The organism is Microbacterium sp. GbtcB4 (assembly GCF_019091465.1).
Taxonomy (GTDB): domain Bacteria; phylum Actinomycetota; class Actinomycetes; order Actinomycetales; family Microbacteriaceae; genus Microbacterium; species Microbacterium paraoxydans.
Genome location: NZ_JAGXJJ010000004.1, coordinates 188,741 through 201,557 on the forward strand (window position 1 = coordinate 188,741; position 12,817 = coordinate 201,557).

Annotated in this window: 12 protein-coding genes; 3 read left to right on the forward strand and 9 right to left on the reverse strand. The window is 68.4% G+C overall.

Translation table 11 applies throughout. From position 1 onward, the window contains the following. Positions 1-87 precede the first annotated feature (87 nt). The 6 genes from KVS71_RS08655 to KVS71_RS08680 form a co-directional block, all read right to left on the reverse strand. Positions 88-714: a superoxide dismutase gene (locus KVS71_RS08655; protein ID WP_025105027.1), complete on the reverse strand. Its 627-nt coding sequence runs from the start codon at positions 712-714 to the stop codon at positions 88-90. 161 nt (positions 715-875) lie between these two features. Continuing rightward, positions 876-1,853: a DNA-binding protein WhiA gene (gene whiA / locus KVS71_RS08660; RefSeq protein ID WP_060921191.1), complete on the reverse strand. Its 978-nt coding sequence runs from the start codon at positions 1,851-1,853 to the stop codon at positions 876-878. Positions 1,854-1,916: 63 nt separating this feature from the next. After that, positions 1,917-2,789, reverse strand: coding sequence for an RNase adapter RapZ (gene rapZ / locus KVS71_RS08665; protein ID WP_060921192.1), 873 nt, complete (start codon positions 2,787-2,789; stop codon positions 1,917-1,919). A gap of 38 nt (positions 2,790-2,827) precedes the next feature. Further along, positions 2,828-4,732 (reverse strand): excinuclease ABC subunit UvrC, encoded by a 1,905-nt coding sequence (gene uvrC / locus KVS71_RS08670; protein ID WP_217584351.1) that lies wholly within the window; start codon positions 4,730-4,732, stop codon positions 2,828-2,830. Next, positions 4,732-7,620, reverse strand: a complete 2,889-nt coding sequence (gene uvrA, locus KVS71_RS08675; RefSeq protein WP_060921194.1) for an excinuclease ABC subunit UvrA — start codon at positions 7,618-7,620, stop codon at positions 4,732-4,734. Before uvrA ends, uvrC begins: the two co-directional genes overlap by 1 nt. A 124-nt stretch (positions 7,621-7,744) precedes the next feature. After that, complete coding sequence (locus KVS71_RS08680) at positions 7,745-8,188, reverse strand: MarR family winged helix-turn-helix transcriptional regulator (RefSeq protein WP_060921195.1); 444 nt, start codon at positions 8,186-8,188, stop codon at positions 7,745-7,747. Between the two features lie 39 nt (positions 8,189-8,227). Here KVS71_RS08680 and KVS71_RS08685 point away from each other — a divergent pair, with 39 nt between their 5' ends. Next, positions 8,228-8,476: a hypothetical protein gene (locus tag KVS71_RS08685; RefSeq protein WP_060921196.1), complete on the forward strand. Its 249-nt coding sequence runs from the start codon at positions 8,228-8,230 to the stop codon at positions 8,474-8,476. A gap of 12 nt (positions 8,477-8,488) precedes the next feature. Here the strand turns inward: KVS71_RS08685 and KVS71_RS08690 are convergent, their stop codons facing one another. From KVS71_RS08690 to coaE, 3 genes are read right to left on the reverse strand one after another with little or no spacing between them, the layout of a single operon-like run. After that, a complete protein-coding gene (locus tag KVS71_RS08690) occupies positions 8,489-8,836 on the reverse strand; it encodes a TfoX/Sxy family protein (RefSeq protein WP_105950019.1) in 348 nt (115 codons plus the stop codon). Between the two features lie 11 nt (positions 8,837-8,847). Further along, on the reverse strand, positions 8,848-10,920 hold the full coding sequence (gene uvrB, locus KVS71_RS08695; protein WP_025105040.1) for an excinuclease ABC subunit UvrB: 2,073 nt from the start codon (positions 10,918-10,920) through the stop codon (positions 8,848-8,850). Between the two features lie 3 nt (positions 10,921-10,923). After that, a complete protein-coding gene (coaE, locus tag KVS71_RS08700; protein WP_105950020.1) occupies positions 10,924-11,559 on the reverse strand; it encodes a dephospho-CoA kinase in 636 nt (211 codons plus the stop codon). A 126-nt stretch (positions 11,560-11,685) separates the two neighbouring features. Here coaE and KVS71_RS08705 point away from each other — a divergent pair, with 126 nt between their 5' ends. Both KVS71_RS08705 and KVS71_RS08710 read left to right on the forward strand, forming a co-directional pair. Beyond that, a complete protein-coding gene (locus KVS71_RS08705) occupies positions 11,686-12,243 on the forward strand; it encodes a hypothetical protein (protein ID WP_062634042.1) in 558 nt (185 codons plus the stop codon). A 35-nt stretch (positions 12,244-12,278) separates the two neighbouring features. Continuing rightward, positions 12,279-12,794: a signal peptidase I gene (locus KVS71_RS08710; RefSeq protein WP_217584352.1), complete on the forward strand. Its 516-nt coding sequence runs from the start codon at positions 12,279-12,281 to the stop codon at positions 12,792-12,794. Positions 12,795-12,817: the final 23 nt, after the last annotated feature.

A 12,817-nucleotide genomic window follows, 5' to 3' on the forward strand; every position in this document is an offset into this window, starting at 1 on the left:
GCGCCGCCGTCGAGCGTGCGCCATGCGCGGGTTTTTTGGCTGAGATGGCGCCCCGACGAGCCGTGGGCCCGCCGGGACGCGACCCGATTACGACAGTACCAGCAGGCCGTTCGTCTGCTGACGGGCGACCTCGAGGCGCTGGGCGACGTTCTCCCAGTTGGCGATGTTCCACGCGGCCTTGACGTAGTCGGCCTTCACGTTGAGGTAGTCGAGGTAGAAGGCGTGCTCCCACATGTCCAGCTGGAACAGCGGGATGGTGCCCTGCGCGGTGTTCGACTGCTGGTCGAAGAGCTGCTGGATGATGAGACGCGAGCCGATCGAGTCCCAGCTCAGGACGGCCCAGCCGGAACCCTGGATCCCGGTGGCGGCGGCGGTGAAGTGCGCCTGGAACTTCTCGAAGGAGCCGAAGTACTCGTCGATGGCCGCCTTGAGCTCGCCCTCGGGCTGGCCGCCGCCGTTCGGCGAGAGGTTGGTCCAGAAGATCGAGTGGTTGACGTGCCCGCCGAGGTTGAACGCGAGGTCCTTCTCGAGCTTGTTCACGTTCGCGAGGTTGCCGCTCTCGCGGGCCTCGGCCAGCTGCTCCAGCGCGGTGTTGGCGCCCGCGACGTAGGTCGCGTGGTGCTTGTCGTGGTGCAGCTCCATGATCTTGCCGCTGATGTGCGGCTCGAGAGCGGCGAAGTCGTAGGGAAGGTCGGGGAGCGTGTAGGTTGCCATATCGCATTCATCCAATCCGCGCCGCGCCGCGGCGCTTGCCGATGCTCCGCGTCGCCGATGTGCGACGGAGAGCGGACGACTTTCATCCTACTGACGACAACGCCTCGGGTGTCCGGATCCTTCCGGGGGTTGACACGTCGTCCAGGGCGGCGTCACCCGGGTCAGACGTCGAGCCCGGCGGGGACGGCGGCCTCGGTCCCCGGGATGCCCTCCTGCTGGGCACGCTTATCCGCCATCGCCAGTAGGCGGCGGATGCGGCCGGCCACGGCGTCCTTGGTGAGCGGAGGGTCGGCGTGGTGTCCCAGCTCGTCGAGGCTGGCGTCGCGGTGCGCGAGGCGGAGCTCGCCGGCGACACGGAGGTGGTCGGGCACCTCGTCGGCCAGGATCTCGAGAGCGCGCTCGACACGGGCGCACGCCGCCACGGCGGCCTGCGCGGAACGGCGGAGGTTCGCGTCGTCGAAGTTGACGAGACGGTTGACGCCGGCGCGCACCTCGCGGCGCTGTCGCAGCTCCTCCCAGGCGAGAGCGGTGCGCTGGGCGCCCATCTCGCTGAGGATGGTGCGGATGGCCTCGCCCTCGCGGACGACGACGCGGGGAAGCCCGCGGACCTCGCGGGCCTTCGCGGCGACGCCGAGACGGTGAGCGGCACCCACGAGCGCCATGGCCGCCTCGGACGACGGGCAGGCGACCTCGAGCATGGCGGAGCGGCCCGGCTCGCTGAGCGTCCCCGCGGCGAGGAACGCCCCGCGCCAGAGACCGGCGACCTCCGCACGGGAACCCGTTGTGAGGCGGTTCGGGAGTCCGCGGACCGGGCGGCGACGCTGGTCGAGCAGTCCGGTCTGGCGGGCCAGGGTCTCCCCCTGCGCGATGACCCGAACGGCCCAGCGGGCACCGTCGTTGGCGGTGCTCGACTGCACCTGGGCGATCTCCGGACGGACGCCGTAGATCTCGGCGAGGTCACGGGCCACACGGCGGGCGAGGGTCTCGGCATCGACCTCCGCTTCCACCGCCACACGGCCGGCGATGGAGTGCAGTCCACCGGCGAACCGGAGGATGGCCGTCACCTCAGCGACGCGCACCGTGGGGGGTGCATTGCGGATGCTAACGAGCTCAGCCTTGACGTCGGTGGTTAGTGCCACGAGACTCCTTCACGTTCACGCGCCGGGTCGCGACGCAAACCTCCAGCTTACTCGCTCGGGGGCCTATTCCCTGCCGAGGTCGCGGTGGCGGACGTTGACCGCGACGCCCGGGATTCCCGCCAGTCGACGGGCGAGCTCCTCGGACATGGCGACAGAACGGTGCTTGCCGCCCGTGCACCCGATGGCGATCGTGGAGTGGCTCTTGTTCTCGCGCTGGTACCCCTCGAGGACGGGGACGAGAGCCTTCGCGTAGGCGTCGAGGAACTCCTCCGCACCGTCGCGGGAGAGCACGTACTCCCGTACCGTCTCGTCCTGCCCCGTGAGTCCGCGGAGGTCTTCGTTCCAGTACGGGTTCGGCAGGAACCGCATGTCGGCGACGACGTCGACGTCGGTGGGGAGCCCGTATTTGAATCCGAAGCTGAGCAGCGTGACGCGGTGCCGCGCCTCCCCCTCCTCGGAGAAGATGTCGGACACCTTCGTCGCCAGTTGATGGATGTTCAACGCCGTGGTGTCGATCACGAGGTCTGCGGCCTCGCGGATCGGCGCCAGCCGCGTGCGCTCGGTGCGGATGCCGTCGAGAAGCGTCCCATCGCCCTGGAGCGGGTGGGGGCGACGCACCGCCTCGAACCGACGGACGAGGACGTCGTCGGACGCATCGAGGAACAGCACGCGGATCGATCCCCGGGTGCGCAGCACACGCGCCACCTCGGGGAAGTCGTCGAAGAGGTTGCGACCGCGGACGTCGACCACCGCGGCGACCTTCGGCAGCGAATCCCCGCCCATGCCGGTGAGGTCGAGCAGCGGACGAAGAATCTGCGGCGGCAGGTTGTCCACGACGTACCAGCCGAGATCCTCGAGCGCATTGGCCACCGTGGTGCGCCCCGCGCCGGACATCCCGGTGACGATGAGGAACTCGCCCTTCTCCCCGTCAGACATCGCTACTCACTGCTCCTTCTCCCCCTCGGCCTCCCAGCCTAGCGAGTGGACAGGTGCGTATGGATGTTCTGGGCCAGCACCGGTCCGATCCCCTGGACCTCCTGGATCTGGTGGGGTTCGGCGGAGCGCAGCGCCGTGACCGAGCCGAAGTGCTTCAGCAGGACCTTGATCCGCGACGCACCCAGACCGGGCACCTCGGCGAGCACCGTCGTGATGTCCTTCTTGCGCTTCTTCCGCTGGTGCGTGATGGCGAATCGATGCGCCTCATCGCGGAGCCGCTGGAGCAGGTAGAGGGATTCGCTGGTCCGCGGGAGGATGACGGGGAAATCATCTCCCGGAAGCCAGATCTCCTCCAGGCGCTTGGCGATGCCGCAGACGGCGATCTCGGTGTGTCCGGAGTCGCGGAGGGCTCGGGCAGCGGCCTCGACCTGGGGCTGCCCTCCGTCCACGAGCAGCAGCTGCGGTGGGTAGGCGAACCGGGGCTTCCGGCGCACACCCGCCTCGCCGACGTCTTCCGCGACCACCTCGTCGGTGGTCGGGTCGACGGTCTCCTGCTCCTCCGGGCGGTCGAGGTAGGCCAGCCGACGCCGCAGCACCTGGTACATGGAGTCGGTGTCGTCCGTGGTCTCCGCGATGTTGAAGGTGCGGTACTGGTCCTTGCGCGGCAGCCCGTCCTCGAACACGACCATGGAAGCGACCACGTTCGTTCCCCCGAGGTGCGAGATGTCGAAGCACTCGATCCGGAGCGGCGCCTCCTCCATGCCCAGCGCTTCCTGCAGGTCGGTCAGCGCCTGCGTGCGCGCGACGTAGTCGCTCGTCCGACGGGTCTTGTGCCTGATCAGCGCCTGCTGGGCGTTCAGGGTAGCCGTGCGCATGAGGTCGGCCCGCTGGCCGCGGTGCGCCACCGCGATCTCGACCTTCCGGCCTCGACGTTCACGCAGCCACACCTCCAGCTCGGAGGCGTCGTCGGGAAGCACCGGGACGAGGATGCGGCGCGGCACGTCCTGCGCCTCCCCGTAAGCCTGCTGGAGGACCTGCTCCACGAGCTCCCCGCCGGAGATGTCGATCTCCTTCTCGATCGTCAGGGCCCGGACCCCTCGAACACGACCGCCGCGGATGACGAAGTGCTGCACCGCGGCCGCGAGCTCGTCCTCGGCGATGCCGAACAGGTCGGCGTCCTCGTCCGCCGGCAGCACGAGGGCGCTCTTGCCGAGCACGGCCTCGATCGCGGAGAGCTTGTCCCGGAACTTCGCGGCCGCCTCGTAGTCCATCGCCGCCGACGCGGCGAGCATGCGTTGCGTGAGCTCGCGCGTGAAGCGTTCGTCACCGCCCGCCATGAACGCGACGAAATCGTCGACCATGGCGCGATGCTCCTCGATCGACACCGTCATCGAGCACGGCCCGCCGCACTTGCCGATCTGCCCGGGGAAGCACGGGCGGCCCGTCTGCATCGCACGCTTGTAGCTCGCGTCGCTGCAGGTGCGGATGGGGAAGGCCTTGATCATCAGGTCGATGGTCTCGTGCACCGCCCAGACCTTCGGATAGGGACCGAAGTAGCGGGCCCCCGGGATCTTCCGGTTCCGAGTCACGAGCACGCGCGGCGCCTCGTCGCCCAGCGTCACGGCCATGAACGGGTACGACTTGTCGTCCCGGTACTTGACGTTGAACGGCGGATCGAACTCCTTGATCCACATGAACTCGAGCTGGAGGGAGTCGACGTCGGTGGGCACGACCGTCCACTCCACCGACGCCGCCGTCGTCACCATCCGACGCGTGCGCTCATGCAGCGTCCGCAGCGGAGCGAAGTAGTTCGACAGCCGCTGACGGAGGTTCTTCGCCTTCCCGACGTACAGCACCCGGCCGTTGGCGTCGCGGAACCGGTACACCCCCGGGTCGGTCGGGATCTCGCCCGCCCGGGGCTTGTACGGCAGCACGTCGGCCATCAGCTGGCCTTCCGCGCAGAGCGCCCCTCACCCAGGATCTCGGCGAGGAACTGGCCGGTGTGGCTCTCCTCGACCCGCGCGATCTGCTCCGGCGTGCCGGTGGCGAGGATCGTGCCGCCGCCGGAACCGCCCTCCGGACCCAGGTCGATCACCCAGTCGGCCGACTTGATCACATCGAGGTTGTGCTCGATCACGATCACCGTGTTGCCCTTGTCGACCAGACCGTTCAGCACCTCGAGGAGCTTGCGCACGTCTTCGAAGTGCAGACCCGTCGTCGGCTCGTCGAGCACGTAGATGCTCCGACCGTTGCTGCGGCGCTGGAGCTCGGTCGCGAGCTTCACGCGCTGCGCCTCACCACCGGAGAGCGTGGTCGCGGACTGCCCGAGGCGGACGTACCCCAGCCCCACGTCGACGAGGGTCTTCATGTAGCGGTGGATGGCCTGGATCGGCTCGAAGAACTCGGCCGCCTCCTCGATGGGCATCTCCAGCACCTCGGCGATGTTCTTGCCCTTGTAGTGCACGGCGAGGGTGTCGCGGTTGTACCGCTTGCCGTGGCACACCTCGCAGTCCACGTACACGTCCGGGAGGAAGTTCATCTCGATCTTGATCGTGCCGTCACCCGAGCAGGCCTCGCAGCGTCCGCCCTTGACGTTGAAGCTGAACCGGCCCGGCTGGTAGCCGCGGACCTTCGCCTCGGGCGTCTCGCTGAAGAGCGTGCGGATGCGGTCGAAGACGCCGGTGTAGGTCGCCGGGTTCGATCGCGGGGTGCGGCCGATCGGCGCCTGGTCGACGTGCACGACCTTGTCGAGGTTGTCGAGGCCGGTCACGCGGGTGTGCTTGCCCGGCACCGTTCGCGCGCCGTTGAGCCGCGACGCGAGCACCTGGTACAGGATGTCGTTCACGAGGGACGACTTCCCGGATCCGCTGACGCCGGTGACCGCGGTGAGGACGCCGAGCGGGAAGTCCGCCGTGACGTTGCGGAGGTTGTTGGCGCGCGCGCCCACGACGCTCAGCATGCGCTTCTTGTCGATCTTCCGGCGCTTCGCCGGCATCGGGATCTCTCGACGGCCCGAGAGGTAGTCGCCGGTCATGGAGTCGGTGTCGGCGAGAAGCGCGGAGTACGGCCCGGAGTGGACCACCGCCCCGCCGTTCACACCCGCGCCGGGACCGATGTCGACCACCCAGTCCGCGGCCTCGATCGTCTCTTCGTCGTGCTCGACGACGATCAGGGTGTTCCCGAGATCGCGCAGCGTGAGCAGCGTCTCGATGAGACGCCGGTTGTCGCGCTGGTGCAGTCCGATCGACGGCTCGTCGAGGACGTAGAGCACGCCGGTCAGCCCGGAGCCGATCTGCGTGGCGAGGCGGATGCGCTGGGCCTCGCCACCCGACAGCGAGCCGGCCGAACGGCTGAGGTTGAGGTAGGACAGACCGACCTGGAGGAGGAAGTCGAGGCGCAGCCGGATCTCACGGAGCACCTGGGCGGCGATCTTGGCCTCGCGGTCGGTGAGGTGCAGCTTCTCCATGAAGGCCCGGGCGTCGGCCAGGCTCAGGTGCGAGACCTCGGCGATGGAGTGACCGTGCACCTGCACGGCCAGCACCTCGGGCTTGAGACGGTCGCCGTTGCAGACCGGGCACGGGACCTCGCGGAGGTACTCGCCCCACCGGCTGCGCTGGGTGTCTGACTCGGCCTGCAGGTACTGCCGCTCGATGTACGGCACCACGCCCTCGAAACCGGAGGCATAGCGCATCTCACGGCCGTAGCGGTTCTTCCACTTGACGGTGACCTTGTAGTTCTCTCCGCGCAGGACTGCTTCCTTGACGTCGGAGTGCAGTTCGCGCCACGGGGTGTCGAGGGAGAAGTCGAGGTCGCGGGAGAGTCCTTCGAGCAGGCGCTCGTAGTACTGGAAGAGCCCCTTGCCCTGCGTGGTCCACGGGATGATGACGCCCTCGCGGATCGAGAGGTCTTCGTCGCCGAGCATCAGATCGACGTCCACCGACATGCGGGTGCCGAGGCCCGAGCAGGCGGGGCAGGCGCCGAACGGCGCGTTGAAGGAGAACGTGCGCGGCTCGATCTCGGTGAGGGTGAGCGCGTGGCCGTTGGGGCACGCGAGCTTCTCCGAGAAGGTCTGCCAGGCGTCGTCTCCCTCGCCGTCGACGTAGTTGATCTGCACCACACCGCCGGCGAGTCCGAGAGCGGTCTCCACCGAGTCGGTCACACGTCCGAGGATGTCCGGCGAGGCGACGAGGCGGTCGACGACCACGGCGATGTCGTGCTTGTAGCTCTTCTTGAGCGTCGGCGGCTCGGCCAGCTGGATGAGCTCGCCGTCGACGATCGCCCGCGAGTACCCCTTCGCCCCGAGCTCCCGGAACAGGTCGACGAACTCGCCCTTCTTCTGCGAGACGATCGGCGCGACGACCTGGTAGCGGGTGCGCTCCGGGAGCTCCATGAGCTGGTCGGCGATCTGCTGGACGGTCTGACGCTGGATCTTCTCCCCGCACACCGGACAGTGCGGAACGCCGATGCGCGCCCAGAGCAGACGCATGTAGTCGTAGATCTCGGTGATCGTGCCGACCGTCGACCGAGGGTTGCGGTTCGTCGACTTCTGATCGATCGAGACCGCCGGGCTCAGCCCCTCGATGAAATCGACGTCCGGCCGGTCGACCTGGCCGAGGAACTGTCGCGCGTAGGCGCTCAGCGACTCGACGTACCGACGCTGCCCCTCGGCGAAGATCGTGTCGAAGGCGAGGCTCGACTTCCCCGATCCGGAGAGGCCGGTGAAGACCACCAGCGAGTCACGGGGGATGTCGATGTCGACGTTCTTGAGATTGTGCACGCGGGCGCCGCGGACACTGAGTTTTCCTGGGGAAGCAACGGGGACGATGGGCACCGAACAAGTCTACGAGGGGCCACGGACATCGGCTCCGAGAACGCCCAACGCTTGGGCTCCCGGCGAGGTGGCTTCCTCGAGTCGTCACGGCGAGCGGCCCGCTCTACGCCGGACGCGGAACCGATCAGCTCTGGTCCGAGCGCCGCCCCGCGAAGGCCCCGAGCCCGTCCCGGAGAGCGGCGATCTCACCGATGCCCATCCCGACGGCGGCCATCACCTGCCGCGGCACGTCCACGGCCCTCGCGCGCAGAGCCGCGCCGGCGTTGGTGAGCGTGATCTCCAGCCGACGCTCGTCCTCACTGCTGCGCTGGCGCGTCACCAGGCCGTCGGCCTCGAGTCTCTTGACGAGGGGCGACGCAGTCGCGGGCTCCAGCGCGAGGTCGGCCGCGAGGTCGTTCAGGGTCCGCGGCGACCGCTCCCACAGGGCGAGCATCACCAGGTACTGCGGGTGCGTCAACCCGAGCGGCTCGAGGATCGGCCGATAGATCGCGACGACGTTCCGCGCCGCCGTGACCACGGCGAAGCAGAGCTGGTTCTCGAGCCGGAGCAGATCATCGGTGTCAGTCACGATCCCGACTATACATCTGCACGAATCATTAGTACACTAATGAACATGTCACGCGACTCCAGCCGCCCTCCTCTTCGCACCCGCATCCGCGAGGCGGGGGGCCTTTACACCTGGGTGAACACCAACCTCGTGCGTCTCGCCGGTCCGGCCTCGGTCGGACCCTACGAGAAGACGCCCCCGCCCAGCGCCGCAGAGCGCGCGGAACGGGCCTGTCCGCTGTGCGGGGCGCCGATGACCGAGCACGAGATCGATCGCTCGGGCCCGAAGACGCTGGTGCACTGCCCGTAAGCTCGCTCGGCGTCAGTCGTCGTCATCGGTGAGCGCGGCACCGACCGACTCCCGGGCCATGTCGATCCACGTCATGAGCGCGGCGTCGTCGGCGATCGCCGAGGCTGCGACATCGATCCAGCCGGACCCCATGGTGCGTGATCCCATCACGGCACGCGCGGCCCCTGGCAGCGTCACGGCGACAGCCCCGTTCTCCTCATCCACGCGGACGAGAAGCGTCCCGTCCTTCCGGGCGCCCACGAGGATGCGCCCCTCGTCGAGGAACGCCCTGGTCCCGAACATCCGGCGCTCCTCGATGGAAGGGTCGGCCCCGAGCAGCGCGCGGACGCGGTCGGCGAGTTCCTCTCCTGCGGCGTCCATATCGTCTCCGTCTACGCGTGCCCGGCCCGCTCCATCGACCGGAGCTCCTTCTTCAGATCCTGCACTTCGTCGCGCAGACGCCCGGCGAGCTCGAACTTCAGCTCGGCGGCCGCCGCGAGCATCTGATCGGTGAGGTCCTGGATCGTCGCCTCCAGCTGCTGTGCGCCCTCGGCTGCGATCCCGGTGCGCCGCAGGTTCGGTGTCGGCGACTTGCCCTTGCCCGACGCGCGGCCCCGGCCGGACATCAGCTCCGCCGTGTCCTGCCCCTCGCGCGCCAGCACCTCGGTGATGTCGGCGATGCGCTTGCGCAGCGGCTGCGGATCGATGCCGTGCTCCTTGTTGTACGCGATCTGCTTCTCACGCCGGCGGTCGGTCTCCTCGATGGCCTTCGCCATGGAGTCCGTCATGTTGTCCGCGTACATGTGCACTTCACCGGAGACGTTTCGCGCGGCGCGACCGATGGTCTGGATGAGCGACGTCCCGGAGCGGAGGAAGCCCTCCTTGTCCGCGTCGAGGATCGCGACGAGCGACACCTCCGGGAGGTCGAGTCCCTCTCGCAGCAGGTTGATACCCACCAGGACGTCGTACACACCGGCGCGCAGTTCGCTGAGAAGCTCGACGCGACGCAGGGTGTCGACGTCGGAGTGCAGGTAACGCACCCGGACGCCGTGCTCGCCGAGGAAGTCGGTCAGCTCCTCCGCCATCTTCTTCGTGAGGGTCGTGACGAGGACGCGCTCGTCCCGCTCCACGCGAAGCCTGATCTCCTCGAGCAGATCGTCGATCTGTCCCTTCGACGGTTTGACGATGATCTCCGGGTCGACCAGTCCCGTCGGGCGGATGATCTGCTCCACCACACCGTCGGCGATGCCCATCTCGTACTTGCCCGGGGTCGCCGACAGGTAGACGGTCTGCCCCACGCGGTTCTTGAACTCGTCCCAGCGCAGTGGTCGGTTGTCCATCGCGCTCGGCAGGCGGAAGCCGTGGTCGACGAGCGTGCGCTTGCGGGAGGCGTCGCCCTCGTACATGGCACCGATCTGCGGCACCGTCACGTGGGACTCGTCGATGACGAGCAGGAAGTCGTCAGGGAAGAAGTCGAGGAGCGTGTGCGGGGGCTCCCCCGGCATGCGCCCGTCCATGTGACGCGAGTAGTTCTCGATACCGGAGCAGAAACCGAGCTGCTGCAGCATCTCCAGGTCGAACGTCGTCCGCATCCGGAGGCGCTGCGCCTCGAGGAGCTTGCCCTGACGTTCGAACTCCTTCAGCCGCTCCTCCAGCTCGTGCTCGATCGTGCCGATGGAGCGCTGGATGACGTCGGTGCCCGCGACGTAGTGCGAGGCGGGGAAGATCGGCACGGCGTCGAGCTTCTCGATGACCTCGCCCGTGAGCGGGTGCAGCGAGTAGAGCGCCTCGATCTCGTCGCCGAAGAGCTCGATGCGGATGGCGTGCTCCTCGTACACCGGGATGATCTCAATCGTGTCGCCACGGACACGGAAGTTGCCCCGCGAGAAGTCGACGTCGTTGCGGTTGTACTGCATCGCGATGAACTGACGGATCAGGGCGTCGCGGTCGTACCGCTCCCCCACCTGGAGCGCGACCATGGCGCGCAGGTACTCCTCCGGAGCACCCAGGCCGTAGATGCAGGAGACGGTCGATACCACGACCACATCCCGACGGCTCAGCAGGGAGTTCGTCGTCGAGTGGCGGAGACGCTCGACCTCCGCGTTGATCGAGGAGTCCTTCTCGATGAAGGTGTCCGTCTGCGGGACGTAGGCCTCGGGCTGGTAGTAGTCGTAGTACGAGACGAAGTACTCGACGGCGTTGTTCGGCATGAGCTCGCGGAACTCGTTGGCGAGCTGTGCGGCGAGGGTCTTGTTGTGCGCGAGCACGAGCGTGGGACGCTGCACCTGTTCGACGAGCCACGCCGTGGTCGCCGATTTGCCTGTTCCGGTCGCACCGAGCAGCACGATGTCCGTCTCTCCCGCATTGATGCGGGAAGCCAGCTCGGCGATTGCCTGCGGCTGGTCACCGGCGGGGGCGTACTCGCTGATGACCTCGAAGGGGCGGACACTGCGGGTGGGCTGCATACATCAAGCGTATGCCGCCCCTCCGACATCGGGGCCGCGTCCGTGCGCTCGGAGCCGGCCCCAGAGCGCGTCCGTCTGGGCCAGCGTGTCCGCGATCGATCCTGCGGTGTCGATGACGACGTCGGCGATCGCGAGCCGCCGCTCGTCCGGGACCTGGGCGGCGATCCGGCGGCGCGCCTCCTCCGGCGTCATCCCGCGCAGCCCGACGAGCCTCTCGAGACGGACCTCCTCGGGCGCGTGCGCGACGACGATCGCATCCCACGGGTCATCGACACGCGCCTCCACGAGAAGCGGCACGTCGTAGACGACGACAGCATCCGGATCGGCACGGAACGCGGCGTCGAAACGGCGCTGGGACTCGGCGCGCACGGCAGGGTGCACGATGGCGTTCAGCTGCGCGAGACGGTCCGGATCGGCGAACACGGTCGCCCCGAGAGCGGCCCGGTCGAGCGAACCGTCTCCGGCGATGACCTCGTCGCCGAACGTCCGCGCGATCGCGCCGAGCACCTCGGATCCCGGCGCCTGGACCTCGCGCACGATCCGATCAGCGTCGACGATCACCGCGCCGAGCTCGGCGAGCCGGTTCGCGATGGTGGACTTCCCCGACGCGATGCCTCCGGTGAGAGCGATGAGCGGCATCCGACCATCCTGCCACGCCTGTCCGAGGGCGGCGCTCGACGCTGCCGCGGAACAATCGGGAAAGCTTCGGTCCCTCTTGAGGAAGACTTGACGGTCCCCTGAGGTGCGCTGCGTAACGTCGAAGCCATGACGAACACGGATGCCCCCGCACGCCCTGACCGCACCGAGCGACGCTCCCGGCGGCGCCCGATCATGGCGTTCGCGCTGGCCGTGCTCGCTACCGGAGGAATCGGTGCCGCGCTCACGAGCGCCGCGTGGACCGACAACACCTTCTTCAGCGCTCCGGCCGCAGGAGCCACCTTCAACCTCCAGGGTTCCACCGACGGAACCACCTGGAAGGAGTCAGCCGCGAAGAACAGCATCGAGCTCGTCGTGCCCGCGGAGAAGCTGGCCAACCTGCTCCCCGGCGAGACCCGCACCATCAAGCTCTGGGTCAAGAACGCCAGTTCCGTCAACGCCGCACTCACCTCGACCGTCGAGTACGCCCCCGGTAACACGGCGACGGACTTCACAGTCAAGCCGACGGCGACGATCACCGGGCTCGCGGCGTCGCTGACCTCCTCCGGCTCCACGGCGACCGATGAGTTCGACCTCGTCGTCACCACCCCGGCCGACTGGCCGACGAGCAACCAGGGCAAGACCGGCACGATCCTGGTCACGGTCTCTGCCACCGCCACCAACTGACCCCCCAACCCCGCAGCAGAGACGAAGGACGAACCGTGGTGCAGCTCCTCCGCCGGCTCGCCCTGCCCGTGCTCTGGGCGCTGGCTGCCATGGGCGTGGGCTGCGGCGTCGTCTGGGGCGCCACGGCGATCGGGCTCATCCAGCCGCTCGTCGTGATCTCGGGCTCCATGGAACCCGAGATCATGACGGGCGACCTCCTCATCGCCACGAAGGTCCCCGCCGAATCCTTGGAGGTCGGTGACGTCGTCAGCCTGCCGAGCGCGCTGACCGACTCCCTGGTGACCCACCGCATCACCGCCATCGCGGACTCCGACGGCGCGCGCACGGTCACCATGAAAGGCGACCACAACGAGTTCTCCGACGCGCTCGACTATCCGGTGACCGGCGACGTGTGGAAGCCGGCGGTACAGCTTCCCGGATGGGGAACCGCCATCATGCGGATGACGACGCCGGCGGTCGCCGTCCCGCTGTTCCTCGGTCTCCTGGGGCTGCTCGGCCTTAGCATGATGAGCCCGGCCGAGCGACCGGCACGAAAGCCCCTGACTACGTGACACCCGCACGAAGGTTCTCCCCG

What these genes read in the sequence shown, in the direction of transcription:
- KVS71_RS08655 (WP_025105027.1), bottom strand. Translation starts at nt 714, where the DNA reads ATGGCAACCTACACGCTCCCCGACCTTCCCTACGACTTCGCCGCTCTC.
- rapZ (WP_060921192.1), bottom strand. Translation starts at nt 2,789, where the DNA reads ATGTCTGACGGGGAGAAGGGCGAGTTCCTCATCGTCACCGGGATGTCC.
- uvrC (WP_217584351.1), bottom strand. Translation starts at nt 4,732, where the DNA reads ATGGCCGACGTGCTGCCGTACAAGCCCCGGGCGGGCGAGATCCCGACC.
- KVS71_RS08685 (WP_060921196.1), top strand. Translation starts at nt 8,228, where the DNA reads ATGAACATGTCACGCGACTCCAGCCGCCCTCCTCTTCGCACCCGCATC.
- KVS71_RS08690 (WP_105950019.1), bottom strand. Translation starts at nt 8,836, where the DNA reads ATGGACGCCGCAGGAGAGGAACTCGCCGACCGCGTCCGCGCGCTGCTC.
- uvrB (WP_025105040.1), bottom strand. Translation starts at nt 10,920, where the DNA reads ATGCAGCCCACCCGCAGTGTCCGCCCCTTCGAGGTCATCAGCGAGTAC.
- coaE (WP_105950020.1), bottom strand. Translation starts at nt 11,559, where the DNA reads ATGCCGCTCATCGCTCTCACCGGAGGCATCGCGTCGGGGAAGTCCACC.
- KVS71_RS08705 (WP_062634042.1), top strand. Translation starts at nt 11,686, where the DNA reads ATGACGAACACGGATGCCCCCGCACGCCCTGACCGCACCGAGCGACGC.